Below are 23,862 nucleotides of genomic sequence, written 5' to 3' on the forward strand. Positions count from 1 at the left end.
CGGTACCCGAACGCCGTTACCGGCCCCGCAGACCACCCCTTGGCGATCAAGGTTCAGTGACGAGGGTGTTGCGTGGGACCGAATCGGGCTCATAGCGGCTAGTGTTAGCTCAGAACGTTCAAGCCCCCCGGGGAGGTGGGACGTGGCAGCACGCAGCGACGACGCGGACTCGCGCGCCGCACGGTGGGAGAAGGAAGCCCACGATCTCTCCACGCAGGTCGCGTTCCTTCAGGAGGAACTCGCCCTGGTGCGGCGTAAGTTGACCGAAAGCCCCCGACACGTCCGGCAGCTCGAAGAGCGGCTGGCGGCCACCCAGGCGCAGTTGGCGCGGCTGACCGAGAACAACGACCGGCTGGTGAGCACCCTCAAGGAGGCTCGCACGCAGATCGTCACGCTCAAGGAGGAGATCGACCGGCTCGCACAACCGCCGAGTGGCTACGGAGTCTTCCTGGCCAAGCACGACGACGGCACGGTGGACGTCTTCACCGGCGGACGCAAACTGCGCGTCGCCGTCTCGCCCTCACTGGACGTGGCCGAGCTGCGTCGCGGCCAGGAGGTCCTGCTCAACGACGCGCTCAACATCGTCGACGCGTTCGGGTACGAGCGGGTCGGCGAGGTGGTGATGCTCAAGGAGATCCTGGAGGGACCGAACGGCGCGCCGGGCGACCGGGCGCTGGTGGTCTCCCACTCCGACGAGGAGCGCATCGTGCACCTCGCCGAGACGCTGATCGGCTCGGCGATCCGTGCCGGCGACTCGCTCATGATCGAGCCCCGCTCGGCGTACGCGTACGAGCGGATCCCGAAGAGCGAGGTCGAGGAGCTGGTCCTGGAGGAGGTGCCGGACGTCGACTACTCCGACATCGGTGGCCTCCAGTCCCAGATCGAGCAGATCCGCGACGCGGTGGAGCTGCCGTTCCTGCACGCGGACCTGTTCCGCGAGCACCAGCTCCGTCCGCCCAAGGGCATCCTGCTCTACGGGCCGCCCGGCTGCGGCAAGACGCTGATCGCCAAGGCGGTGGCCAACTCCCTGGCCAAGAAGATCGCCGAGCGGCAGGGCAAGGAGAAGCACACCAGCTTCTTCCTCAACATCAAGGGCCCGGAGCTGCTCAACAAGTACGTCGGCGAGACCGAGCGACACATCCGGCTGATCTTCCAGCGGGCTCGGGAGAAGGCCGGCGAGGGCACCCCGGTGATCGTGTTCTTCGACGAGATGGACTCGATCTTCCGGACCCGTGGCTCCGGTGTCTCGTCCGACGTGGAGAACACCATCGTCCCGCAGCTCCTCAGCGAGATCGACGGCGTGGAGGGACTGGAGAACGTCATCGTCATCGGCGCCTCCAACCGGGAAGACATGATCGACCCGGCGATCCTGCGCCCGGGCCGGCTCGACGTGAAGATCAAGATCGAGCGGCCGGACGCCGAGGCGGCCAAGGACATCTTCTCGAAGTACATCCTCTCCGGGCTGCCACTGCACCCGGACGACCTCGCCGAACACGGCGCCGACGCGCAGGCCACGGTGGCCGCGATGATCGACGCCGTCGTCCTGCGGATGTACTCGGAGACCGAGGAGAACCGCTTCCTCGAGGTCACCTACGCCAACGGTGACAAGGAAGTCCTCTACTTCAAGGACTTCAACTCCGGCGCGATGATCCAGAACATCGTCGACCGGGCCAAGAAGATGGCCATCAAGGAGTTCCTCACCTCCGGTCGTAAGGGGCTGCGCCTGCAGCACCTGCTCGACTCCTGCGTCGACGAGTTCCGGGAGAACGAGGACCTGCCCAACACCACCAACCCCGACGACTGGGCGCGCATCTCCGGCAAGAAGGGCGAGCGGATCGTCTACATCCGTACGCTCGTCTCCGGCGGCAAGGGCGCCGAGGCCGGCCGGTCCATCGAGACCGCCAGCAACACCGGCCAGTACCTGTAACGACGCCGACATCGGGGCCCGGGACGCGACGCGTCCCGGGCCCCGACCATCGCGCCGACCTGCCCACACACACCCACCCGACCCGGTACGCGGTGGCGCTTCCGCAGCGACGCGTCGACCGCCAGCCGACCAGATATCCGGACCTGCGCGGCCGGGTCACCACCGTGGGCGGGCGGGTGCGCGCCACGACACCCGTGACCCGCCCACACCGGCGCGCCCCTCGCGGAGAACAGTCGGACTACGCTCGACGTGACGGGGACCGGTCGGGCGAGCGAAGCGGGTAGGTCGATGAGCGTAAGACGGATCATGGGCACCGAGGTCGAGTACGGCATCTCCGTTCCCGGCCAGGCCGGAGCCAACCCGATGGTCACCTCGTCCCAGGTGGTCAACGCCTACGGCGCGCGGCCCGAACTCAACCGGGGTGGTCGCGCCCGTTGGGACTACGAGGAGGAGTCGCCGCTGCGCGACGCCCGCGGCTTCACCTACTCCGGAGCCGCCTACGACCCCGCCGAGGCCCTCGCCGACGAGGACCTGGGCCTGGCCAACGTGATACTCACCAACGGCGCACGCCTCTACGTGGACCACGCGCACCCCGAATACTCCACCCCCGAGGTCACCACCCCCCGCGACGTGGTGCGCTGGGACAAGGCCGGCGAGCGGGTGATGGCCGAGGCATCCCGCCGGGCCGCCACCATTCCCGGCAGCCAGCCCATCCACCTCTACAAGAACAACACCGACAACAAGGGCGCGAGCTACGGCGCGCACGAGAACTACCTGATGCGCCGGCAGACCCCGTTCGCCGACATCGTGGCGTACCTGACACCCTTCTTCGTGACCCGCCAGATCGTCTGCGGCGCCGGCCGCGTCGGCATCGGGCAGGACGGCGGCCAGAGCGGCTTCCAGATCTCCCAACGTGCGGACTTCTTCGAGGTCGAGGTCGGCCTCGAGACCACCCTCAAGCGACCGATCATCAACACCCGCGACGAGCCGCACGCCGACGCCGACAAGTACCGCCGGCTGCACGTCATCATCGGCGACGCCAACCTCTCGGAAATCTCCACCTACCTCAAGGTCGGCACCACGGCACTCATCCTCACCATGATCGAGGAGAAGGCGCTCGGCGCCGACCTTGGCATCGCCGACCCGGTCAGCGAACTGCGCGCGGTCAGCCACGACCCCACCCTCACGCACCTCATGCGGCTGCGTGACGGCCGCCGGCTGACCGCTCTGGACGTGCAGTGGGCGTACCTCGAACGGGTGCGCTCCTTTGTCGACGACCGTTACGGCGCCGACGTCGACGAGCAGACCGTCGACGTGCTGGACCGGTGGGAGGGCGTACTGGACCGCCTCGGCCGCGACCCGATGCTCTGCGTGGACGAGTTGGACTGGGTGGCCAAGCTGCGGCTGCTGGAGGGCTACCGGGAGCGGGAGAAGCTCGGCTGGGGCTCCCACAAGCTCCAGCTCGTCGACCTGCAGTATTCCGACGTACGTCCGGAGAAGGGCCTCTACAACCGGCTCGTCTCCCGCGGGGCGATGAAGACGCTGCTCACCGACGAGGAGACCCGCAGCGCCATGACCGAGCCCCCCGAGGACACCCGGGCCTACTTCCGGGGCCGCTGCCTCGCGCAGTACGCCTCGGAGGTCGTCGCCGCGAGCTGGGACTCGGTCATCTTCGACGTGGGCCGCGAGTCGCTGGTCCGGGTGCCGATGATGGAGCCGGAGCGGGGCACCCGGGCCCACGTCGGGGCCCTGTTCGACCGCTGCGCCAGCGCCAAGGATCTGCTGGAGACGCTGACCGGCGGCTGAACGCGACAACCGAATGCCCGCTGTGCGCCGCAAGCCGGCGCGCGGCGGGCTTTTCGTCGCCCCAGCGAGGTAAGTTCATCGCAGACGATCGTGGAGGAGGCAGCAATGGCCACTCATGACAGCGGCGGCCAGTCGCAGTCCGGCAAGTCCCGCCAGGGCGAGGAGATCGAGGACGTCACCACCGAGGCGAACCCCGAGGTGGCCGAGCGGCACGCCGAGATCACCGAGGACGTCGACGACCTGCTCGACGAGATCGACTCCGTCCTGGAAGAGAACGCAGAAGAGTTCGTGAGGGGGTATGTACAGAAAGGAGGTGAATGATACTACATGTCCGATTTGCCGGACGGTGTCGAGAAGGTGTGCCCGCAGTGCAAGAGAGCGCTGGCCAGCACGGAGTTCCACCGTGACCGGCGACGGAAGGACGGACTGGCCTTCTACTGCAAGATCTGCGCGGCCGCACGGTCGGAGGCAAGTCGGCGCAAGCGCGGTATCGCCCCGCAGCGGAAGTCACCCACGCCTGTCGGTGAAGGCCTCAAATGGTGTCCAGACTGTGAGCAGATCAAGCCCCTGAACGACTTTCCAACCACCTCGACCAAGGCCAGTGGTCGACACAGCTACTGCAAGCCCTGCCACAACGCCCGCGGCAAAGAGACGGCGCAACGACTCTACGGCGGCACACGCGAGTACCACCTACGGCGGCGCTACGGCATTGGGGAGAAGGACTTTCAGGAGCTTCTGGCCGAGCAGGGCGGGGTCTGCGCGATCTGTGGCGGCGCGGACCCGCAACATCTGGACCACGATCATCGCACCGGGTGGGTGCGCGGGATACTCTGCTTCAACTGCAACGGTGGTCTTGGCCAGTTCCGTGACAGTCCTACGAGGCTGGCCAGGGCGATCACGTACCTGAGAGGAACCACGTGGCAGCGGGCTTTGATCCATCCGGGCGTCTACCAGATGTGTTCACCAACGCGGGGACGTCCTCCTTCACCACGTTTCTGAGCCGGGTGGCGCCCGAGATGCTGCCCGGTCGTCGGCCGCTGCCGCCGGGCATGGCCGCCGACCTGGCGCCGCACGCGACCACCATCGTGGCCATCTCGGCCGCCGGGGGCGTCGTGATGGCCGGTGACCGGCGGGCCACCATGGGCAATCTGATCGCCCAGCGCGACATCGAGAAGGTGCACCCCGCCGACGCGTACTCGCTGGTCGGCATCGCGGGCACCGCGGGCATCGGTATCGAGCTGATGCGTCTGTTCCAGGTGGAGCTTGAGCACTACGAGAAGATCGAGGGCGCGATGCTCTCGCTCGACGGCAAGGCCAACCGGCTGGCATCGATGATCCGGGGCAACCTGGGCGCGGCCATGCAGGGCCTCGCCGTGGTCCCGCTGTTCGCGGGCTTCGACCTGGCCGCGAGTGACCCGGCGCGCGCCGGGCGGATCTTCAGCTTCGACGTGACCGGTGGCCCGTACGAGGAGACCGGGTACGACGCCATCGGCTCCGGCTCGCTCTTCGCCAAGTCGGCGCTCAAGAAGCGTTTCCGGACCGGCCTGTCTCTCGAGGACGCGACCCGGCTCGCGGTCGAGGCGCTCTACGACGCGGCCGACGACGACACCGCGACCGGCGGACCGGACCTGACCCGCCGGATCTACCCGGTGGTGATGACCGCTACCGCCGAGGGCACCCGCCGGTTGACCGACACCGAGACGGCGGCGATCGCCGAGGGTGTGGTCGCCGGTCGGATGGAGAACCCGGGCGGATGAGCGCCGTTCACCCCCACCAGTCAGCAGTCGTCAGCACAGCGCCGTAAGGAGAACCGCCGCCGTGGCCATGCAGTTCTACGCCTCGCCCGAACAGATCATGCGCGACCGCTCCGAGCTGGCCCGCAAGGGCATCGCCCGGGGTCGCAGCGCGGTGGTCCTGAGCTACGCCGGCGGGGTGCTCTTCGTCGCGGAGAACCTCTCCAGCGCCCTGCACAAGGTCAGTGAGATCTACGACCGGATCGGCTTCGCCGCGGTCGGCCGGTACAACGAGTTCGAGAACCTGCGCCGCGCGGGTGTGCGGATGGCCGACCTGAACGGCCTCAGCTACGACCGGCGTGACGTGACCGGGCGGGCCCTGGCCAACGCGTTCGCGCAGACGCTCGGGGCGATCTTCACCGAGCAGTCGAAGCCCTTCGAGGTGGAGATCTGTGTGGCGGAGGTCGGGTCCACCCCGGACGACGACGAGCTGTACCGGCTCACGTACGACGGGTCGGTCAACGACGAGCCGGGCCGGATGGCGATGGGTGGCCAGGCCGAGGCGATCACCGGTGTGTTGAAGTCGCAGCACCGGGCGGACATGTCCCTCGGGGAGGCGGTCCGGGTGGCGGTGCAGGCGTTGAGCACCGCCGGCGGTGAGGGTGGCGCGGCCCGTACGATCGCCGCGAACCAGCTCGAGGTGGCGGTGCTGGACCGTCAGCGGGTGGGGCGTACGTTCCGCCGGATCACGGGGGCGGCGTTGACGGCGCTGCTCGACGGTGATGTCGCGGCGGCGGAGGAGCCGGCTGAGGCGGGTGGGCCGGACACGCCGGCGCAGCCGACCACGGAGGCGCACAAGCCGACGACGTCGGCGGGCTCGGCTGACCTGGAGGACAAGCCGGCGGACGGCAAGTAGCACCTGACGTGTGGCGGCGGGCGGCCCGAGAATGGGCCGCCCGCCCCGTGCGTTCGCCACCGCGAGAACGCCGACCCCCCCGCGCTGCCCCGCTCAAGGCTCGCCGATCTTGCACTTGCGGTTGCCGTGATGCACCTTCTGTGGGCATTGGTCACGACAGAAGATGCAAGATCGACGCGGTCCGGCCGCGGGTGCCGGCCACGGGCGTGATCTCCGACGGCAGGTTCGGCAGCGACGTTACGCGGGCTCGTTCTTGAGGGCGGGTCCGAGGAGGAGCCCGCCGTCGACGATGTGCTCGGCGCCGGTGATGAAGGCGGCGTCGGGCGAGGCGAGGAACAGCAGCGTCGCGGTGATGTCGGCGGGCTGTCCGAGCCGGGGGACGGCGAACGGCTCGGGGGTGTAGAAGTCGGCGATCGGGGCGTCCGCGCCGGCTGCTGGTTCGGTGATGAACGCGGTGGCGACGACGCCGGGGAGGATGGTGTTGACGCGGATGTTGTCGCGACCGAGTTCGAGGGCGGCGGTCTGGGTGAGGCCGCGGACGGCCCACTTGCTGGCGACGTAGGGCGCGTAGAAGGCGGTGCCGCCGGTGCCCATGGTGGAGGCGATGTTGACGATGCTTCCGCCGCCCGCTCGCCGTAGCGCCGGTGCGGCGGCCTTGATGCCGAGGAAGGTGCCGGTGAGGTTGATGTCGAGGATACGGCTCCAGGTGGCCTGGTCGGTGGACTCGATGAGGGCCGGCGGGTTCTGCACCCCGGCGTTGTTGACCAGGATGGTGAGCGCGCCGAAAGCTTCCTCGGTCGCCGCGACGGCGTCGGCCCAGGACTTCTCGTCGGAGACGTCGAGGCGTACGAAAAGCGCTCGGTCGCCCAGTTCGGCGGCGAGGGCCGCGCCGCGCTCGGCGTCGATGGCCCCGATGACGACGTTGGCGCCCTCGGCGTGGAAGGCGCGTACGTGGCTGGCGCCCTGCCCGCCGGTGCCGCCGGTGACGAGAACAGTGTGAGCGGTGAAGCGGGACATGCGGTCCTCCGTCAGCGAGCAGTGGTGAGTCAGGCGACTCACCTTGGCGACGGTACGTCGTCGGTGGGTGGTGAGTCAACCCACTCACCTCGCTATGATGACCGCATGACGACCTATCACCAGCGGGTGGCTCAGCAGAAGCGCGCGCTGATCGTGCGGGCCGCCACGCAGCTGTTCCTCGAGCTGGGCTACGACCGGGCGTCGCTGGCGCGCATCGCCGAGGAGGCCGGGGTGTCGAAGGCGACCTTGTTCAAGCAGTTCCCGACGAAGGCGGCACTGTTCGACGCCATCGTCATCGACTCCTGGGCCGCTGAGGATGACGCCGAGGTGCCGTCGGTGGGTGACCTGAGAGCCGGCCTGACCGTGCTCGGCCGGCACTACGCCGCGCTGTTGGGCCGGCCGGGGATGGTGGATCTGTTCCGCATCGTCATCGCCGAGTTGCCCCGCTTTCCGGAGCTGGCCAAGGCACACTTCGCGGAGGGCAAGCTGCCGTACTTCGAGACGGTTCGGGCCTACCTCGTGGCGGAGCGCGACGCGGGGACGGCGGACATCGCGGACCCGCAGATGGCCACCACGCAGTTCCTCGGGATGATCTCCAACTACCTGTTCTGGCCGAGCCTGCTGGTCCCGGGATGGACGGTGACCCCGGAGCGCGTGCGCGTGGTGGTGGAGGACGCCGTTCGCACCATGGTGGCGCGTTACGGCCGGCACGCGAATCTGGACTCGACGGCATGAGAGATCTTGGAAGGAATCGGCCCCTCAGGGACGATTCCTTCCAAGATCACTACGTCGGTGCCGCCGTGGACAGCGCGGTTGGACCGGGTGGATCAGGGAGTGCCGGTCACCCCGGGCGCGACCGCCTCGCGGGCGGTGGTGGTGTGCACGGGCGCCGGGCCGCTGGTGCGGGCGCGGAGCAGGGCGGCCATGGTGGCGGCGACCACGACGGACCCGATGGCGTAGCCGAGTTCGACCCGCAGCGCGGTGGCGACCGGGGCGAGCGTGGCGGCGACCAGCGCGGCCACGCCGACGGCCCAGGCGACCGCCTGCGCCCGGTGCCGGTCCAGGGCCAGCAGCGCCTGGCCGAGGACCATCGCCCAGAGGTAGGCGAGGGTGGCCGCGGCGAGCCAGGCGAAGTCACCGTGGCCGAGGACGTCGGGCGCGTCGAAGAGGGTCTGCACCAGCCACGGGCCGAGTAGGACGGCGAGCACGGCGCCGGTGAGGCCGAGCGCGGTGACGATGCCCAGGGCTCGGCGCAGGAGACTGTTGAAGGCCGCGCGGTCACCGGTGGCGGCGGAGGTGGCGAGGCCGGGCAGCAGGGACGCCTGGAGCGACGCGAAGACGAACAGCGGGATCCGGACCAGCACCAGCGCGGAGAGCAGCGCGCCGGCGGTGGCCACGTCGGACGGGTCCAGCACCTTGACGTTGATCACGCCGATGTTGACGACGACCTGGGAGAGCAGGCTGGACGCGATGAGCAGGCCGAGGCCACGCAGGAACGCGGCCCAGGCGACGGGTACGCCGCCGCCGACGGCCCGCAGCACCGGTGCGGCGGTGACGGCCACGCCGATCAGCGGCGCGGCGATCAGCACCGCGCCGAACCAGATGGGGGAGGTGACGCCGGTCAGGCCGAGCAGGGCGACGAGGGCGATGCGCAGGCCGCCGTCGACGCCGAGTTGGGTGCCGTACCGGGGGAACAGTTGCAGGCCGGAGAGCACACCGCGGGTGGTGTGCGCGACGGCGAGCGCGGCGAGCGACCCGATCAGGACGGCGACCATGCGGTTGTCGCCGGCGAAGAGCCGGTCGGCGAGCGGGGCCCAGGCGACGATGATCAGCGCGACGACCGCGACGAGGAGGCCGAGGGCCAGGGCGGCCCCCCGGGCCAGTACGGGCCCGGGGGTGAGGCCCTGGCTGTGCCGGCCGGCGACGAGCCGGGCGACCTCCTGTTCGACGGGCATGAACAGGCCGATGCCGAGGGTGAAGACGATCGTCCAGAGCGCCGCGAGCGACGAGTAGTCGGCCTCGGTGAGGCTGTGCCCGGCGACGGCCAGGTGAACGTAGGAGGCGAGCCCCAGCAGGGCCAGGCCGGCGCCGACGGCGACGGTGCCCGGTGGGACCAGACTCAGCAGCCGCCGGATCACCGGCGAATGAGCGCCAACGTGAGGACGGCGAAGGCCCGACCGAGGTAGATCATGGCCTTGGCCGGGGAGTGGCTGGGGGTGCCGGCCATCCGCTTGCGCATCGCCACCGGCACCTGGCGGATGGTGTAGCCCCGCCGGGCGGTGTGCACGAGCGTCTCGACCGTGTCACCCAGGTATTCCACCGGATACCAGGTGGCGAACATCTCGATCACGCGGCGATTGGCGGCGCGGAAACCGGACGTGGTGTCGGTGAGCTTCGTGCGGGCGACGCGGGAGAGGACGCCGGAGAGCATGACCATGGCCCAGCGGCGGGGGCCGCGGACGTTGTAGTCGCCCTCGCCGGCGAACCGGGCGCCGATCACCAGGTCGGTCTCGTCGAGCAGGTCGACGAGCTTCGGCACGTAGCGGGGGTCGTGCTGGCCGTCCGCGTCGATCTGGATGGCCACGTCGTAGTCGTGATCGCGGGCGTACCGGTACCCCACCCGCATGGCGCCGCCGACACCGAGGTTGTACGGGAGCTTCGCCACCCGGGCGCCGGCGGCGGAGGCGACGGCGGCGGTGCGGTCGGTGGAGCCGTCGTCGACCACGAGCACGTCGACGCCCGGCAGTTCGCCGCGGACCTCGCCGACGACGTCGGCGATCGAGCCGGACTCGTTGAGCGCCGGGATGATGATCAGGACCCGCTTGCCGTTAACCATCGCTGGACACCAGTTCGTCTCGGGCCGCCCGGTCCGCGTCGATCTCGGCGCGGAGCAGAGCGAAGTCTTCTGCCAGGGTGCGGGTCTCTTCCTCCAGGGCGCTGACCTCCCAGCTGAGGTGTACGCACACCAGCAGCAGGAAGACGATGCCGAGGAAGAGCACCAGGCTGACACCGGAGGCGACGCCGAGGAGTTCGGCGACGTTGTCGAGCAGCCGGGGGAACAGGGACAACGGGATCACGATGATCAGCACGGCGAGCCAGAGCATGCCGTACTTCTCGCGCAGCTGACGACGGCGCAGCAGCTCGACGATGGTGCCGAGCAGAATCAGGCCGGTCAAGCCGGTGACGAGGGTGAGCTTCATGCGACCTTCCACGGGGCGGGTGGAGCGGGGGAGTGGAACGCGTCAACCAGGGTGGAGTGCCAGTCCGGAAGTGGCGGCAGACCCGCGGCCGCCCAGCGGTTGTGCCCTAGCACACTGTACGCCGGACGGGGAGCGGGACGAGGATACCGGTCGCTGGTGGTGGGTCGGATCCGGTCCGGGTCCAGACCGGCCACCGTGAACGCGGCGCGGGCCAGCCCGTACCAGGTGGTATCGCCGGCGCAGGTGCCGTGGTAAACGCCGGGAGCAGCGTGACCGGCCAGGGCGGCGTCGGCGAGCGCGACCATCCGCTCGGCGAGCCGGTACGACCAGGTGGGTTGCCCGCGCTGGTCGTCGACCACGTCGAGGTGTTCGTGCTGGTCGGCGAGCCGCAGCATGGTGGCCACGAAGTTCGGCCCGTGCGCCCCGTACAGCCAGGCGGTGCGGACCACGTACCCGGTGTCAGGCAGCAGCCGCGCGACGGCCTGTTCGCCGACCAGCTTGCTCCGGCCGTACGCGTTGACGGGCGCGGTGGGCGCGTCCTCCGGGTAGGGGGAGTCGGCGTCGCCGGCGAGGACGTAGTCGGTGGAGACCTGGATCAACCGGGTGCCGCTGGTGGCGCACGCCGCGGCGAGGTTCGCCACGCCGTGGCCGTTGACGGCGGTGGCCGCCGCCTCGTTGGCTTCCGCGCCGTCGACGTTGGTCCACGCGGCGGCGTTGATCACGACGTCGTGTCCGGCGACGGCGTGGCGGACCGCAGTGGGGTCGGTGACGTCCAGGTCGGCACGGGCGGCGGCGGTGACCTTCAGGTCGGGCCGGGTCTCCAGGACGGTGACCAGGTCCCGGCCGAGCATCCCCCCGGCGCCGGTGACGAGTAGTCGGGTCATGCGGTGGGGGCCGACTTCAGCGGCTCCCACCAGGCCCGGTTCTCCTGGTACCAGCGCACGGTGTCGGCGAGGCCGTCGTCGAGGGTGATGCTGGGCTGGTAGCCCAGCTCTTCGCTGATCTTGCTGATGTCGAGGGAGTACCGGCGGTCGTGGCCCTTGCGGTCGGTGACCGGGACGACCCGGTCCCAGTCAGCGCCGCAGGCGTCCAGCAGCCGACCGGTCAGCTCCTTGTTGGTCAGCTCGGTGCCGCCGCCGATGTTGTAGACCTCGCCGGCGCGACCCTTCTGCTGGACCAGCGCGATGCCCCGGCAGTGGTCGTGCACGTGCAGCCAGTCGCGGATGTTGCCGCCGTCGCCGTACAGCGGAACCGTCCCGCCGTCGAGCAGGTTGGTCACGAACAGCGGGATGACCTTCTCCGGGAACTGGTACGGACCGTAGTTGTTGGAGCAGCGGGTGACGACCACGTCCATGCCGTGGGTGCGGTGGTAGGCCAGCGCGAGCAGGTCGGAGCCGGCCTTGGACGCCGAGTACGGGGAGTTCGGGGCGAGGGGCCAGGTCTCCGTCCAGGAGCCCTCGTCGATCGAGCCGTACACCTCGTCGGTGGAGACGTGCACGAACCGGACGCTGCCGTGCCGCAGCGCCGCGTCGAGCAGGGTCTGCGTGCCGAGCACGTTGGTGGTGACGAACGGCGCGGCGCCGGCGATCGAGCGGTCGACGTGCGACTCGGCGGCGAAGTGCACGATCACGTCGTGGTCGGCGACGACCTCGTCGACCACGACTGGGTCGCAGATGTCACCCTGCACGAACCGCAGGCGAGGGTCGTCGCGGACCGGGTCGAGGTTGGCCCGGTTGCCCGAGTAGGTCAACTTGTCGAGCACGGTCACGACCGCCGGTTCGAGCGGGGGCACGCCCTCGGCACTGCCCAGGGGTTTGCCCAGCAGCAGTCGAACGTACTCCGACCCGATGAATCCGGCTCCGCCGGTGACGAGGATCCTCACGGGTCCGAAAGTGTACGCGACGTTCGTCGGCGGACGTGGGACGCGACCCCCACGCACGTTCCGTAGCCGTGCCGGTAGGCTTCGCCGGTGCGTGGAATCCTACTCGCCGGCGGCACCGGTTCCCGGCTCTGGCCGATCACCCGGGCAGTGTCCAAGCAGCTGATGCCGGTCTTCGACAAACCGATGATCTACTACCCGCTCTCCACACTGGTGATGTCCGGGGTCCGGGAGATCCTGGTGATCACGACACCGGAGGACCAGGACCAGTTCCGTCGGCTGCTCGGCGACGGCAGCCAGTTCGGGTTGCGGCTGGAATATGTCAGCCAGGAGCGCCCGGAGGGCATCGCGCAGGCGTTCATTCTTGGTGCGGACTTCATCGGTGACGAGTCGGTGGCGTTGATCCTCGGCGACAACATCTTCCACGGCGTGGGGCTGGGCCGGCAGCTCGCCGACCACGGTGACCCCGTCGGCGGCCGGGTCTTCGCGTACCAGGTGGCCAATCCGCAGGAGTACGGCGTGGTCGACTTCGACGCCGACGGCCGGGTGCTCTCGATCGAGGAGAAGCCGGCCCTGCCGAAGTCCCGCTACGCGGTGCCCGGCCTGTACTTCTACGACAATCGGGTGGTCGACATCGCCCGCAAGCTCACCCCGAGCGCTCGTGGCGAGCTGGAGATCACCGCCGTCAACGAGGTGTACCGGGAGACCGGCGAGCTGTCGGTGACGGTGCTCGATCGCGGCACCGCGTGGCTGGACACCGGCACCTTCACCTCGATGATGCAGGCCGCCGAGTTCGTCCGGGTGGTCGAGGAGCGGCAGGGCCTCAAGATCGGCTGCATCGAGGAGGTGGCCTGGCGGGCCGGCCTCATCGACGATGACCAGTTGCGCGCGCTGGCCGCGCCGCTGACCAAGAGCGGGTACGGCGACTACCTGCTCGGCCTGCTGGACGGCAACGGGGTGTCCTGGTGAAGCTGCGCGAGCTGAGCATCGAGGGCGCCTGGGAGATCACCCCCCAGCAGCACGGCGACCCGCGCGGCATGTTCATGGAGTGGTACCGCTTCGACAAGCTCGCCGAGGTGGTGGGGCATCCGCTGCGCCTGGCCCAGGCCAACCTGTCGGTCTCCGCGCGCGGCGTGGTGCGCGGCATCCACTTCGCCGACGTGCCGCCCGGGCAGGCCAAGTACGTGACCTGCGTGCGCGGAGCGGTCCTCGACGTGATCGTCGACCTGCGGGTGGGCTCGCCGACGTTCGGCCGCTGGGAGGGCGTCCGGCTGGACGACACCGACCGGCGGGCCGTCTACCTCAGCGAGGGGCTGGGGCACGGATTCTGCGCGCTGACCGACGACGCGACGCTCACCTACCTGTGCTCGGCCACGTACAACCCGACCGGCGAGCACGCGGTGCACCCGCTCGATGAGGACCTGGGCATCGAGTGGCCCGCCGACACCCCGCTGCTGTCCGCCCGCGACGACGCCGCGCCGACCCTCGCGCAGGCCCGCGGGAGCGGCCTGCTGCCGGAGTACGACGCCTGCCGGCGGTTCGTGACGAGCCTCGGACCGGACGGAATGTCGCACTCAGCCGGTATGTGACCACCCCTCGGGCACGACCTGTGGTGTGACAGTGACGAACCGGGCCTCCGGGCGGCTAATGTCTCATCATGGAGCGGCGAATCTTCGGCCTCGAGACCGAGTACGGCGTCACCTGCACCTATCGCGGGCAGCGGAGGCTGTCCCCGGACGAGGTCGCCCGGTATCTGTTCCGGCGCGTCGTGTCCTGGGGTCGGTCGAGCAACGTGTTCCTGCGCAACGGGGCCCGTCTCTACCTGGACGTCGGGTCGCACCCGGAGTACGCGACACCGGAGTGCGACTCGGTGACCGACCTGGTGGCCCACGACCGGGCCGGCGAGCGGATCCTGGAGGGGCTGCTCGTCGACGCGGAGAAGCGGCTGCACGACGAGGGCATCGCGGGTGAGATCTACCTGTTCAAGAACAACACCGACTCGGCCGGCAACTCGTACGGCTGCCACGAGAACTACCTGGTCTCCCGGCACGGGGAGTTCGGTCGGCTCGCCGACGTGCTCATCCCGTTCCTGGTGACCCGGCAGTTGATCTGCGGGGCCGGCAAGGTGTTGCAGACACCGCGCGGCGCGGTCTACTGCCTCTCGCAGCGGGCCGAGCACATCTGGGAGGGCGTCTCGTCGGCGACCACCCGCAGTCGCCCGATCATCAACACCCGGGACGAGCCGCACGCCGACGCCGAGCGCTACCGGCGCCTGCACGTGATCGTCGGCGACTCGAACATGAACGAGGTCACCACTCTGCTCAAGGTCGGCACGGCCGACATCGTGCTGCGGATGATCGAGGCCGGCGTGGTCATGCGGGACCTGTCGCTGGAGAACCCGATCCGGGCGATCCGCGAGGTGTCGCACGACATCACCGGCCGCCGCAAGGTGCGCCTGGCCTCCGGCAAGGAGGTCAGCGCGCTGGACATCCAGCAGGAGTACCTGGCCAAGGCCACCGAGTTCGTCGAGCGCCGCGGCGGCGACCAGGCCGCCAAGCGGGTGGTCGAGCTGTGGGGCCGGGTGCTGCACGCGGTGGAGAGCGGGGACCTGGAGCCGGTCTCGCGCGAGATCGACTGGGTGAGCAAGCTGCGGCTGATCGAGCGGTACCAGCGCAAGCACGACCTGCCGCTGTCGCACCCCCGGGTGGCGCAGATGGACCTGGCGTACCACGACGTGCGCCGTGGCCGTGGCCTCTACGGGCTGTTGGAGCGCCGCGGCGAGGTGGACCGGGTCGCCACCGACCCGGAGATCTTCGAGGCCAAGGAGACCCCGCCGCAGACCACCCGGGCGCGCCTGCGCGGCGAGTTCATCCGGCACGCCCAGGAGAAGCGGCGCGACTTCACCGTCGACTGGGTGCACCTGAAGCTCAACGACCAGGCGCAGCGCACCGTGCTCTGCAAGGACCCGTTCCGGGCGTACGACGAGCGGGTGGAGCGGCTGATCGCCAGCATGTGACGGGTCCGCCGGCCCCGACGGTGGTGTACGCCGACGGGGCCGGCGCGACCGGTAGGCTGAGCGCGCCATGACGACTTCTGGACCATCCGAACCCTCCGACCGCGGCGCCGAGCGGCAGAACTGGGTCGAGCGCCGGCGGGAGAAGATCCGCGCCGAGATCGAGCGCAACCGGCGCGGTGAGTACACCGTGCCGACCTGGGTGCTGGCCGTGGCGTTGGTGCTCATCGTGGGCGGTTGGCTCGCCCTGATCTTCCTCTCCTGAACCGCGTCCAGCCGGTCCGGTCAGCGTGCCGGGCTCACCCCGTTCGCCGCCCGCCCGCCCGACGTCGTACGTCGGTCACGAGCCGAGGTAGTCGCGGAACACGTTCGTGGAGCAGTGGATCTCGCCTTCGCCGACGTGCGCGGAGGTGAGATCGTCCGCGTAGCTGACCTGGTAACCCACCTTCGCCAGCGCCTGGGTGGCGGCGGTCTCGAACACGTCGTGGCCGCCGAGCAGAGGACCGTACGGTTTGGGCGCGACGTACCGGTTGCCGTTGACCACCAGCCCGTTGATCAGGTTGGGGGTCTCGCCGACGGCGTACCGCATGGCGTTGAGAGCGACGATCGCCTCGTCCCTCTCCGGTCCGTCGTCCATGCCGTCGATCGCGCTCTGTGCCAGCGCCCAGTCGAGGCTGCGGGCGGTGAACAGGACCGGGATCCGGACGATCCTCGACGCCGGCAGTCCCAGCGTGGTGATGTTCTGCTCGATCCGCCGGGCGGCGATGCGGTTGGTGTCGACGAACTGGTCGTCGGCGCGGAACTCGGCGACGGTGCGCTGGTCGATGCGCTCGTCGTAGGGCCACTCCAACGTCGGCAGGTTGCCGTGCAGCTTCTCCTTCTGCGGCACACCGGCCAGCATCGTGAGGCCGGCGGCCGGATCGGCGACGATCGCCTTCCACCCGTCGGCGACGGGCAGGAACTGGATGAACTCGTCGACGTGCCCGACGGTGAGCCAGCCGGTGTCCACCGTGACCACGTCCTGCGCGCCCTGCGCCCGGAAGAACGTCATGACCTGCGCCGAGGGCGTGCCACCCACCACGATCGTCCCGTTCGGGTGCCCCGGCGTTGGCGGCATGGTCTCCAGGTTGCCCATCGAGTCGTACGTGTTGTCGTCGTTGCTGTCGGCCTGCGGCACGTCGGCGATGTGCACCACCGCCACGTCGCGTCCCCGCAGCTGGGTGTAGGCGACGCGGGCGGCCTGCCGGTGCCGGTCGTTCACCGAGGGCACGAGCACCCGCATGCCGTGCCCGTCGACCTTCTGGTACGCCGGTTCGAACAGGTCCTGCGTCCAGCCGTCGTCGGGGGTGGCCAGGGTGGTCAGCGGCGCCACCTTGGCGACCTCGGCATGCCAGCCGAGAGTGTCCTCGTCATCGGACTCGGCGGCGAACACACGTTGCAGTCGTTGCGTGTTGAGCTGGGTGAGCACGGGTGCGGCCCGCAGCCGTACCACCCGGGTGGTGGCTTCGCCCGCGACGGTGACGGTCAGGGTGACCACCGCCGTGCCGTCCCAGTCGGCCCGGTCCCGCACGACGTCGGTGCCCTCCAGGCCCAGGTCGACGCCGCGGCGCAGCTCGGCGAGCGTCAGGACGTCCGCCACCTCCCAGCCGGCCCGCTTCACGAACAGTCGCACCCGGCCGCTCGTCGTCACCCTCGCGGTGGCGGTGGCCGGCGCGTTCGACCAGGGCGTCACCCGCAACCGGAACAGGTCCCGCTCGTCCGCGGCACCGTTCACCACCGTGTCGGCGGCGTCGTTGCACGCGGCCAACTGCCGGTCGGCGAGGTTCTGCTCCCACCGGTGCGACCGCCGCAGGGCCAGGAAGTCCTTCTCGGCCTGCTCCTGGTCCGGTAGTTCGGCGAGGGCATCCTTCTCGTCGCTGAAACGCTGCTCGTTGGCCTCCTCGCGGGCCACCGCCTCGTTCGTGATCCGCTGGGCCGCCGACCGGCAGGCGTTCGCGTCGTCGTCGATGTTGGCCAGGAACATCCCGCCCGGAGTGACCTCCTGGAGCTGGGCGCCGATGCTGTCCGCGGCCGAGGCCGGAACGGGCGCGACGGTCAGGGCGACGGCGGTCATGCCGGCCACCGCCCACGTGGTGGATCGATTCATGGGCGTGGACGCTAACGACGACTTGTCAGGAACCGGTCAGACTCCGGTTGGGAACTGTTCGTGGATCGCCTCGCCCACCCGGGCGGTCCGGGACACGGGCCGGTGTGGTCGGCTCTCCGCCCAACCGTCGTGCCGGCGTCCGCCGGTGACCCACCGGGGCCACGGATGGCCCGGCCGGGTCGCGCCGCCGGGTATCCGATGGCCGTCGCCGACGTGGGTGGTCCGCCCGCATCGGGTGCCGGCGCGGGCCGTCCGTCCGTACCGCGTGCCCCCGCGGTTCCGGCCGGCCCTGCCGGTGCGGGCGACTCCGCCCGCCCGACCCGCCGGCGGCACCAGGACGCGACGACGCGGGAGGCGATCATGAACGACCCGACGGTGCCCCAACCCGAACGCGGCGGTGGGGGCTGGGTGGATCCCGGGCCACGCGATGTGGTCCGCGACCGGCAGAACCCCGACCTGTTGACCCCGCCGAGCACGGACGCGGGCACGCTGCCCAACCTGCGGTTCTCCTTCTCGGACGCGCACACCCGTGTGCAGCGCGGCGGATGGACCCGGGAGGTGACCGTACGGGAGTTGCCCATCGCCACCGAGCTCAGTGGCGTGGACATGGCGCTGGAACCGGGCGGGTACCGGGAGATGCACTGGCACAAGCAGTCCGAGTGGGCGTACGTGTCGCGCGGCAGCGCCCGGATCAGCGCGGTCGACCAGGAGGGCCGCAACTTCCTCGACGACGTACGCGCCGGCGACCTGTGGTTCTTTCCCCAGGGGGTGCCGCACCACATCCAGGCCCTCGACGAGGGCGTCGAGTTCCTGCTGGTCTTCGACGACGGCGCGTTCACCGAGAACGGCACGTTCCTGATCAGCGACTTCTTCGCGCACACCCCGAAGGAGGTGCTGGCCAAGAACTTCGGGTGGCGGCTCGATCAGCTCGACTCGATCCCCGAGCGGGAGAAGTACATCTTCGCCGGGCAGGTGCCGCCGCCGCTGGACCAGGACCGGGTCGTCAGCCCGACCGGGGACGTGCCCCGCAGCCTCAGCCACCGGCTGCTCGCGCAGAAGCCGCAGCGGTTCCCGGGCGGGCAGGTCCGCATCGCCGACGTCACCCAGTTCGCCGCGGCCACCACGATCTGCGCCGCGCTGGTCGAGGTGGACCCGGGCGGGATGCGGGAGCTGCACTGGCACCCCACCGACGACGAGTGGCAGTACTACCTGTCCGGCCACGGTCGGATGGGCGTGTTCGCCAGCTCCGGTGTGGCCGGCACCTTCGACATGCGCTCGGGGGACGTGGGGTACGTGCCGTTCGCGTACGGCCACTACATCGAGAACCTCGGCACCGAGCCGCTGGTGTTCCTGGAGATGTTCCGCAAGCCCCGGTTCGAGTCCGTCTCGCTGACCCAGTGGATGGCGAACACCCCGCCCGAGGTCAGCGCCGACACCCTCAACCTGCCCCGCGAACTCATCGAGGCCCTACCCCGAGACCAACGCCCGGTAATCCGCTGACCCACCCGCCCTGACCGCTCCCGGTGATCAAGAGGTCGGCGTCAACAACCCGCCGGATTCTGACGCGAACCTCTTGATCAGCGAGATTAGGGGAGGGGGAGGTGGGTGGTGGCTTGGCGGCCGGCTGCTGCCGCGGCCAGGAAGTAGGCGTGGTCGGCGTCGAGGGGGCGGCCCATGGTGGACAGGGGGATCGGGCTGGCGCGTAGCGCGGCGTCGAGGCCGGTGGTGGGCACGCGCACGATCCGGTGCCGGGCCGCCAGCGGGGCCAGGGCCGCGTCGACCTCGGCCGCCAGGTCCGGGTCCAGGCCGTCGGGAACCACCAGCTCCGCCGGGGCGAGCGCCACCCGGCCGTACGCGGTGAGGCTGTGGTGCGACACGCCGTTGTGTCGGGGACGGGGGTCGGCGTCGGAGATGCGCAGCGAGCCGACCGGCCGCCCGCCGAGCGTGGCGATCGCGTTGACCGCCTCACCGACGGCGACACCGGAGAAGCCCCACCGGGTGCCGGTGCCCAGGTTGCCGGGGCCCTGCGCCACGATGCTCACGTCGGCGCGCAGCACGTGCCGGGCGGCGAGCAGACCGCCGTGCAGCGTGGTGGCCTCCAGGTCGCCGCCGAACGCCTGCCCGACGGTGATCGTCCCGGCCAGCTCGTCGCGCAGCCCGGCGAGGGTGCGGGAGAACCAGGCCGGCAACGCCCCGCCGTCGGTGAACAGGTACGCCACCCGCGCCTGCGGGGCGTCGGCCCGGATGCCGGCCAGGATCGCCGGCAGCGCCGAGTGCAGGTCGGCGGTGACCACCGGCATGCCGCCCAGGTCGTCGGCGTCGGCCAGCACGGCGCGGTGCGGGGACGCCTCCTCGTCGACGCCGAGCAGGATCGGCTGCAACGGGGTGTAGCGGGCCTTGACGAGGTGCCCGGCGTCGCGGGTGTCGACGGCCTCCGGCGGGTCCGGGGGCAGCCGGTCCGGCACGGCCACCACGAGGGCGTACCCGCCGGTGCCCAACCCCATCAGCAGCGCGCCGGCGTTGAGCAGCACCCGGTCGCCGGGCTCGGGCGTACCGACCAGCTCGGGATAGGCGAGTGCCCGCATGCGCGTGCCGTCGGGCAGGTCGACGTCGAGTTCCACCGCCCCGGTCCACCGCCGTCGCAGCCCCGCCACCGTCCCCGTACGCCATCGCACCATGACGGGCACGCTAGCCGCGCGGGCGCGGCGGACCGCGACCGGGTGCGGCGCCGCCGCGATGATCAGGTGGGCTGGTCGCCGGGCGGCGCGGCCTGGGTGTGTCGGGCGTTGCCGGTGACGCCCGGCTGCGAGCGGGTGGGGTCGAGGAAGACGAACCGGATCTCCGGGTACCGCTCGGTGAGCCGCCGCTCGGCCTCGTCGGCGGTGGCCTCGATCTGCGCGCCGGTGGCCTCGTCGCGGAAGTCGACCTTCGCGGCGACGAGGATGTCGTCCGGGCCGAGCTGCATGGTCAGGAGGGTGTCGATGCGCTCCACCTCGGGCAGGCCGGCCAACTCCTGCTCGATCTCGCGCCGCAGCCGCTCCGGGACGGCCCGGCCGACCAGCAGCGACAGGTTGTTGCCGGCGAGGATTCCGGCGACCGCCAGCAGCAGGAGCCCGATGAGGATGGACGCGACGCCGTCCCACACCTCGTCGCCGGTGGCGTGCGACAGGCCGACGCCGAGCGCGGCGAGCAGCAGGCCGATCAGGGCCGCGCTGTCCTCCAGGAAGACGGCCTTGACGGTGGTGTCGGCGGTGAGCCGCAGGAACCGTCGCGGCGTGGTCTGCCAGCGCTCGGACTCGCGGCGGACCTGTCGAACGGCCCGCGCCAGCGAGATCGACTCGATGACGAACGACACCGCCAGCACGATGTACGAGACGAGGTAGTCGCCGCTGTGCTCGTGCACGAGGATCGTGGTGACGCCGTGGGTGACGGCGAAACCGGCGCCGGCCACGAAGGTGAACATGGCGGCGAAGAACGCCCAGACGTAGCTCTCCTTGCCGTACCCGAAGGGGTGCCGTTTGTCGGCCGGCCGGGCCCCTCGGCGCAGCGCCTGGAACAGCAGCACCTCGGTGGTGGTGTCGGCGACCGAGTGCGCCGCCTCGGACAGCATCGCGGCCGACCCGGAGATCAGACCGGCGACCAGCTTGGCGACCGCGATGGCGAGGTTGGCCACGCCCGCGACGACCACGGTGCCGACGCTCTCGCTCTCGGTCTTCATCCCGCCCTGCGACATGAGGGCAACCCTATGGCCGCGAGCGGCGGCCCGCCCGGGGAGGACCCGATCCGAACAAGTGTGCGGCACGCCCGCGTGGGTGCACGGTGCGGGCGCGGCGGCTGCTAGCGTCTACCGCGTGTCGCGGACCCGCACCGAACGCCTGGTCAACCTGGTGATCTGCCTGCTGTCCACGCGACGGTTCCTGACCGCCGCGCAGATCGCCGCGACCGTGCCCGGCTACGAGCACGATCCGGACGACGCGCGCGACCACGAGGCGTTCCAGCGCAAGTTCGAGCGGGACAAGGCCGAGCTGCGCGAGTTGGGCGTCCCACTGGAGACCGGCACGGCCAGCGTCTTCGACGCCGAGCCCGGCTACCGCATCGCCCACCGCGAGTACGCGCTGCCCGACATCCCCCTCGAACCGGACGAGGCCGCCGCCGTCGGGATCGCCGCCCGCCTGTGGCAGCACGCCGGGCTGGCCGCCGCCGCGTCCTCCGGGCTGGCCAAGCTGCGCGCCGCCGGGGTGGACGTCGACCCGCAGGCCACCCTCGGCATGGAGCCGATGGTCACCGTCGACCCGGCGTTCGCGCCGCTGACCGCCGCCGCCCGGGACCGCCGGGAGGTGGGGTTCGACTACCGGGTACCGGACCGGGACGCGCCCAGCCGTCGCCGGCTGCAACCGTGGGGCGTGGTCTGCTGGCGCGGTCGGTGGTACGTGGTCGGCCACGACCTGGACCGGGACGCCACCCGCTGCTTCCGCCTCTCCCGGGTCGTCGGCGCCGTCCGGGTGACCGGCGCGCCCGGCGCGTACCAGCCGCCGGCCGGGGAAGACCTGATCAGTCACGTGGCCCGCTGGTCCGGCCCGGTGGAGCGCACCGGCCGGGCGACCGTGCTGGCCGCGCCGGGCCGGGCCGCCGGCCTGCGTCGCTGGGCGGTCGAGGTGACCGCCGGGCCGGACGGGGACCGGCTGGTCCTGCCGTACGCCGAGCCGGACGGTCTGGCCGGCCACCTCGTCGGGTACGGGCCGGACGTACGCGTGCTCGACCCGCCCGAGGTCCGCGAGGCGGTCATCCAGCGGCTCAAGGAGATCGCGGTCCGCCACGACGAGCTGGCGGTCTCCGGGGGTGCCCGGTGACCCGCCCGGCCGCCCGTGGCGGTTCCCGAACCTCCGCCGACCGGCTGGCGCGCCTGCTCAACCTCGTGCCCTACCTGCTGGCCCGACCCGGCATCGAGGTCGCCGAGGCGGCCGGTGACCTGGGCGTCACCGAGCGGCAGCTCCGGGAGGACCTGGAGCTGCTGTGGGTGTGCGGGCTGCCCGGTTACGGCCCCGGTGACCTGATCGACATGGCGTTCGACGGCGACCGGGTGACCATCACCTACGACGCCGGCATCGACCGGCCGTTGCGCCTCACCCCCGACGAGGCCCTCGCGCTCGTGGTGGCGCTGCGGATGCTCGCCGAGACCCCCGGCGTCGCCAACCGGGACGCCATCGAACGGGCCCTGGCCAAGATCGAGGACGCCGCCGGCGACCTGGTGGGCGCGCCGGTCGCGGTCCGGCTGCCCGGGGACACCCGGCAGGTCGAGGCGCTGCGCGCCGCCGTGGAGGGCGGCAGGGCGCTGCGGATCACCTACTACACGGCGGCCCGGGACGAGACCACCGAGCGGGTGGTCGACCCGCTGCGGATGCTGATGGTCGGCGGCCGGGCGTACGTGGAGGCGTGGTGCCGCCGCGCCGAGGCGGTGCGGCTGTTCCGCGCCGACCGGATCGACGCGATCACCGAACTGGACGAGCCGGCGGCCGTTCCGCCGCAGGCCGTCCCGCACGACCGCACCGAGGGGGTCTTCCGGCCGTCACCCGACCTGCCGCTGATCACCCTGCGGATCGGGCGGGGCGAGCGGTGGATCACCGAGTACTACCCGTGCGAGCGGGTCGAGGCCGGCGACGGCGACCAGTGGCTCGTCTCGCTGCGCGTGACCGACCTGGGGTGGGCGCGACGGTTCGTGCTCGGCCTCGGCCCGGACGTCACCGTGGTCGCCCCGGCCGAACTGGCCGAGCAGGTCCGGGCGACCGCGTCCGCCGCGCTCGACGCGTACGCGGTGCCCGCGCCCGTGACGCGACTGCCCGACGGCGAACGGGCGTCCGCGACACCCGGCGCGCCGTCGGGCGACCCGGCGGTGGCCGGCCGCACCCAGTAGGCTGGCCGGCGTGCTGATGTGGATCGTGCTCGCGCTGGTGCTGCTCCCACTCGTGGCGCTCGCGCTGGCCGTACGCCCGGTGCTGGCCCGGCTGCCGAAGCTGCGCCGCGCCGCCGTGGCGCTCGAACGCCGGGCCGGTGAGGCGGAGGCGCTGCGGGAGACCGCGGAGGCGTTGCAGCAGCGCGCCGAGGGCGTCCAACGCCAACTCGACACCGCCCAGCAACGCCTTGAGCTGATCAAGGCCAAGCGCGGCTGACCGGGTGGTCGGCCCGCGTGGTTGACGGATCATCGCGCGTTGGTCAAGACTTCACCGG

Annotated in this window: 24 protein-coding genes; 15 read left to right on the forward strand and 9 right to left on the reverse strand. The window is 71.0% G+C overall.

Going from position 1 to position 23,862, the window contains the following annotated elements:
• The first annotated feature begins 142 nt into the window (after positions 1–142).
• From arc to prcA, 6 genes are all read left to right on the forward strand, one after another.
• Entirely contained in the window at positions 143–1,927 is a 1,785-nt protein-coding gene (gene arc / locus ACTFTM_RS15455; RefSeq protein ID WP_449566458.1) for a proteasome ATPase, read from the forward strand.
• 288 nt (positions 1,928–2,215) lie between these two features.
• Positions 2,216–3,733 (forward strand): depupylase/deamidase Dop, encoded by a 1,518-nt coding sequence (gene dop / locus ACTFTM_RS15460; protein WP_449566459.1) that lies wholly within the window; start codon positions 2,216–2,218, stop codon positions 3,731–3,733.
• Positions 3,734–3,838: 105 nt separating this feature from the next.
• Complete coding sequence (locus ACTFTM_RS15465) at positions 3,839–4,054, forward strand: ubiquitin-like protein Pup (protein ID WP_088948111.1); 216 nt, start codon at positions 3,839–3,841, stop codon at positions 4,052–4,054.
• Positions 4,055–4,060: 6 nt separating this feature from the next.
• A complete protein-coding gene (locus ACTFTM_RS15470; protein WP_449566460.1) occupies positions 4,061–4,732 on the forward strand; it encodes an endonuclease VII domain-containing protein in 672 nt (223 codons plus the stop codon).
• Positions 4,651–5,490 (forward strand): proteasome subunit beta, encoded by an 840-nt coding sequence (gene prcB / locus ACTFTM_RS15475; RefSeq protein WP_433538768.1) that lies wholly within the window; start codon positions 4,651–4,653, stop codon positions 5,488–5,490. The genes ACTFTM_RS15470 and prcB overlap by 82 nt, the downstream gene beginning before the upstream one ends.
• 61 nt (positions 5,491–5,551) lie before the next feature.
• A complete protein-coding gene (prcA, locus tag ACTFTM_RS15480; RefSeq protein WP_449566461.1) occupies positions 5,552–6,382 on the forward strand; it encodes a proteasome subunit alpha in 831 nt (276 codons plus the stop codon).
• A 237-nt stretch (positions 6,383–6,619) separates the two neighbouring features.
• Here the strand turns inward: prcA and ACTFTM_RS15485 are convergent, their stop codons facing one another.
• Entirely contained in the window at positions 6,620–7,441 is an 822-nt protein-coding gene (locus ACTFTM_RS15485) for an SDR family NAD(P)-dependent oxidoreductase (RefSeq protein ID WP_449566462.1), read from the reverse strand.
• 63 nt (positions 7,442–7,504) lie between these two features.
• Here ACTFTM_RS15485 and ACTFTM_RS15490 point away from each other — a divergent pair, with 63 nt between their 5' ends.
• Entirely contained in the window at positions 7,505–8,134 is a 630-nt protein-coding gene (locus ACTFTM_RS15490) for a TetR/AcrR family transcriptional regulator (RefSeq protein WP_449566463.1), read from the forward strand.
• Positions 8,135–8,226: 92 nt separating this feature from the next.
• Here the strand turns inward: ACTFTM_RS15490 and ACTFTM_RS15495 are convergent, their stop codons facing one another.
• Genes ACTFTM_RS15495 through rfbB form a run of 5 tightly spaced genes read right to left on the reverse strand, consistent with a single transcriptional unit; the run spans position 8,227 to position 12,481 of the window.
• Positions 8,227–9,537, reverse strand: a complete 1,311-nt coding sequence (locus tag ACTFTM_RS15495; RefSeq protein WP_449566464.1) for a polysaccharide biosynthesis protein — start codon at positions 9,535–9,537, stop codon at positions 8,227–8,229.
• Positions 9,534–10,235 (reverse strand): glycosyltransferase family 2 protein, encoded by a 702-nt coding sequence (locus ACTFTM_RS15500; RefSeq protein ID WP_393223495.1) that lies wholly within the window; start codon positions 10,233–10,235, stop codon positions 9,534–9,536. The genes ACTFTM_RS15495 and ACTFTM_RS15500 overlap by 4 nt, the downstream gene beginning before the upstream one ends.
• Complete coding sequence (locus tag ACTFTM_RS15505; RefSeq protein WP_449566465.1) at positions 10,228–10,599, reverse strand: DUF2304 family protein; 372 nt, start codon at positions 10,597–10,599, stop codon at positions 10,228–10,230. Before ACTFTM_RS15505 ends, ACTFTM_RS15500 begins: the two co-directional genes overlap by 8 nt.
• The gene (gene rfbD, locus ACTFTM_RS15510) at positions 10,596–11,483 is read right to left on the reverse strand and encodes a dTDP-4-dehydrorhamnose reductase (RefSeq protein WP_449566466.1); all 888 of its coding nucleotides are present in this window, start codon (positions 11,481–11,483) and stop codon (positions 10,596–10,598) included. The genes ACTFTM_RS15505 and rfbD overlap by 4 nt, the downstream gene beginning before the upstream one ends.
• On the reverse strand, positions 11,480–12,481 hold the full coding sequence (gene rfbB / locus ACTFTM_RS15515; RefSeq protein ID WP_449566467.1) for a dTDP-glucose 4,6-dehydratase: 1,002 nt from the start codon (positions 12,479–12,481) through the stop codon (positions 11,480–11,482). Before rfbB ends, rfbD begins: the two co-directional genes overlap by 4 nt.
• Positions 12,482–12,568: 87 nt before the next feature.
• Here rfbB and rfbA point away from each other — a divergent pair, with 87 nt between their 5' ends.
• From rfbA to ACTFTM_RS15535, 4 genes are all read left to right on the forward strand, one after another.
• Positions 12,569–13,447 (forward strand): glucose-1-phosphate thymidylyltransferase RfbA, encoded by an 879-nt coding sequence (gene rfbA, locus ACTFTM_RS15520; RefSeq protein ID WP_449566468.1) that lies wholly within the window; start codon positions 12,569–12,571, stop codon positions 13,445–13,447.
• Positions 13,444–14,067, forward strand: a complete 624-nt coding sequence (gene rfbC, locus ACTFTM_RS15525) for a dTDP-4-dehydrorhamnose 3,5-epimerase (protein ID WP_449566469.1) — start codon at positions 13,444–13,446, stop codon at positions 14,065–14,067. The genes rfbA and rfbC overlap by 4 nt, the downstream gene beginning before the upstream one ends.
• Positions 14,068–14,135: 68 nt before the next feature.
• Positions 14,136–15,494 carry a Pup--protein ligase gene (pafA, locus tag ACTFTM_RS15530; protein ID WP_449566470.1) on the forward strand — a complete coding sequence of 453 codons (1,359 nt, stop codon included), beginning with the start codon at positions 14,136–14,138 and terminating at the stop codon, positions 15,492–15,494.
• A gap of 67 nt (positions 15,495–15,561) precedes the next feature.
• On the forward strand, positions 15,562–15,756 hold the full coding sequence (locus ACTFTM_RS15535) for a hypothetical protein (RefSeq protein ID WP_449566471.1): 195 nt from the start codon (positions 15,562–15,564) through the stop codon (positions 15,754–15,756).
• 75 nt (positions 15,757–15,831) lie between these two features.
• Here the strand turns inward: ACTFTM_RS15535 and ACTFTM_RS15540 are convergent, their stop codons facing one another.
• On the reverse strand, positions 15,832–17,637 hold the full coding sequence (locus ACTFTM_RS15540; RefSeq protein ID WP_449566472.1) for a protein-arginine deiminase family protein: 1,806 nt from the start codon (positions 17,635–17,637) through the stop codon (positions 15,832–15,834).
• A 360-nt stretch (positions 17,638–17,997) separates the two neighbouring features.
• On the opposite strand from ACTFTM_RS15540, the gene ACTFTM_RS15545 reads away from it, so the two are divergent.
• A complete protein-coding gene (locus ACTFTM_RS15545) occupies positions 17,998–19,137 on the forward strand; it encodes an oxalate decarboxylase family bicupin (RefSeq protein WP_449566473.1) in 1,140 nt (379 codons plus the stop codon).
• An 86-nt stretch (positions 19,138–19,223) separates the two neighbouring features.
• Here ACTFTM_RS15545 and ACTFTM_RS15550 read toward each other — a convergent pair whose 3' ends face one another.
• Complete coding sequence (locus ACTFTM_RS15550; protein WP_449566474.1) at positions 19,224–20,315, reverse strand: DUF3866 family protein; 1,092 nt, start codon at positions 20,313–20,315, stop codon at positions 19,224–19,226.
• Between the two features lie 62 nt (positions 20,316–20,377).
• Positions 20,378–21,370: a cation diffusion facilitator family transporter gene (locus tag ACTFTM_RS15555; RefSeq protein ID WP_449566475.1), complete on the reverse strand. Its 993-nt coding sequence runs from the start codon at positions 21,368–21,370 to the stop codon at positions 20,378–20,380.
• A 118-nt stretch (positions 21,371–21,488) separates the two neighbouring features.
• Between ACTFTM_RS15555 and ACTFTM_RS15560 the strand changes: the two genes are divergently transcribed.
• From ACTFTM_RS15560 to ACTFTM_RS15570, 3 genes are read left to right on the forward strand one after another with little or no spacing between them, the layout of a single operon-like run.
• Positions 21,489–22,487, forward strand: a complete 999-nt coding sequence (locus ACTFTM_RS15560) for a helix-turn-helix transcriptional regulator (protein ID WP_449566476.1) — start codon at positions 21,489–21,491, stop codon at positions 22,485–22,487.
• Positions 22,484–23,548, forward strand: coding sequence for a helix-turn-helix transcriptional regulator (locus ACTFTM_RS15565; protein WP_449566477.1), 1,065 nt, complete (start codon positions 22,484–22,486; stop codon positions 23,546–23,548). Before ACTFTM_RS15560 ends, ACTFTM_RS15565 begins: the two co-directional genes overlap by 4 nt.
• 10 nt (positions 23,549–23,558) lie before the next feature.
• Positions 23,559–23,804 (forward strand): hypothetical protein, encoded by a 246-nt coding sequence (locus tag ACTFTM_RS15570; RefSeq protein ID WP_449566478.1) that lies wholly within the window; start codon positions 23,559–23,561, stop codon positions 23,802–23,804.
• Positions 23,805–23,862: the final 58 nt, after the last annotated feature.

This window comes from Micromonospora sp. RB23 (genome assembly GCF_053585025.1).

Bases quoted from the DNA above. Each gene is read 5' to 3' on its own strand.
- ACTFTM_RS15555 (WP_449566475.1), bottom strand. From the start codon at position 21,370: ATGTCGCAGGGCGGGATGAAGACCGAGAGCGAGAGCGTCGGCACCGTG.
- ACTFTM_RS15465 (WP_088948111.1), top strand. From the start codon at position 3,839: ATGGCCACTCATGACAGCGGCGGCCAGTCGCAGTCCGGCAAGTCCCGC.
- ACTFTM_RS15535 (WP_449566471.1), top strand. From the start codon at position 15,562: ATGACGACTTCTGGACCATCCGAACCCTCCGACCGCGGCGCCGAGCGG.
- rfbD (WP_449566466.1), bottom strand. From the start codon at position 11,483: ATGACCCGACTACTCGTCACCGGCGCCGGGGGGATGCTCGGCCGGGAC.
- dop (WP_449566459.1), top strand. From the start codon at position 2,216: ATGAGCGTAAGACGGATCATGGGCACCGAGGTCGAGTACGGCATCTCC.
- ACTFTM_RS15545 (WP_449566473.1), top strand. From the start codon at position 17,998: ATGAACGACCCGACGGTGCCCCAACCCGAACGCGGCGGTGGGGGCTGG.
- ACTFTM_RS15505 (WP_449566465.1), bottom strand. From the start codon at position 10,599: ATGAAGCTCACCCTCGTCACCGGCTTGACCGGCCTGATTCTGCTCGGC.
- ACTFTM_RS15540 (WP_449566472.1), bottom strand. From the start codon at position 17,637: ATGAATCGATCCACCACGTGGGCGGTGGCCGGCATGACCGCCGTCGCC.
- ACTFTM_RS15550 (WP_449566474.1), bottom strand. From the start codon at position 20,315: ATGGTGCGATGGCGTACGGGGACGGTGGCGGGGCTGCGACGGCGGTGG.
- ACTFTM_RS15470 (WP_449566460.1), top strand. From the start codon at position 4,061: ATGTCCGATTTGCCGGACGGTGTCGAGAAGGTGTGCCCGCAGTGCAAG.
- ACTFTM_RS15500 (WP_393223495.1), bottom strand. From the start codon at position 10,235: ATGGTTAACGGCAAGCGGGTCCTGATCATCATCCCGGCGCTCAACGAG.
- ACTFTM_RS15490 (WP_449566463.1), top strand. From the start codon at position 7,505: ATGACGACCTATCACCAGCGGGTGGCTCAGCAGAAGCGCGCGCTGATC.
- pafA (WP_449566470.1), top strand. From the start codon at position 14,136: ATGGAGCGGCGAATCTTCGGCCTCGAGACCGAGTACGGCGTCACCTGC.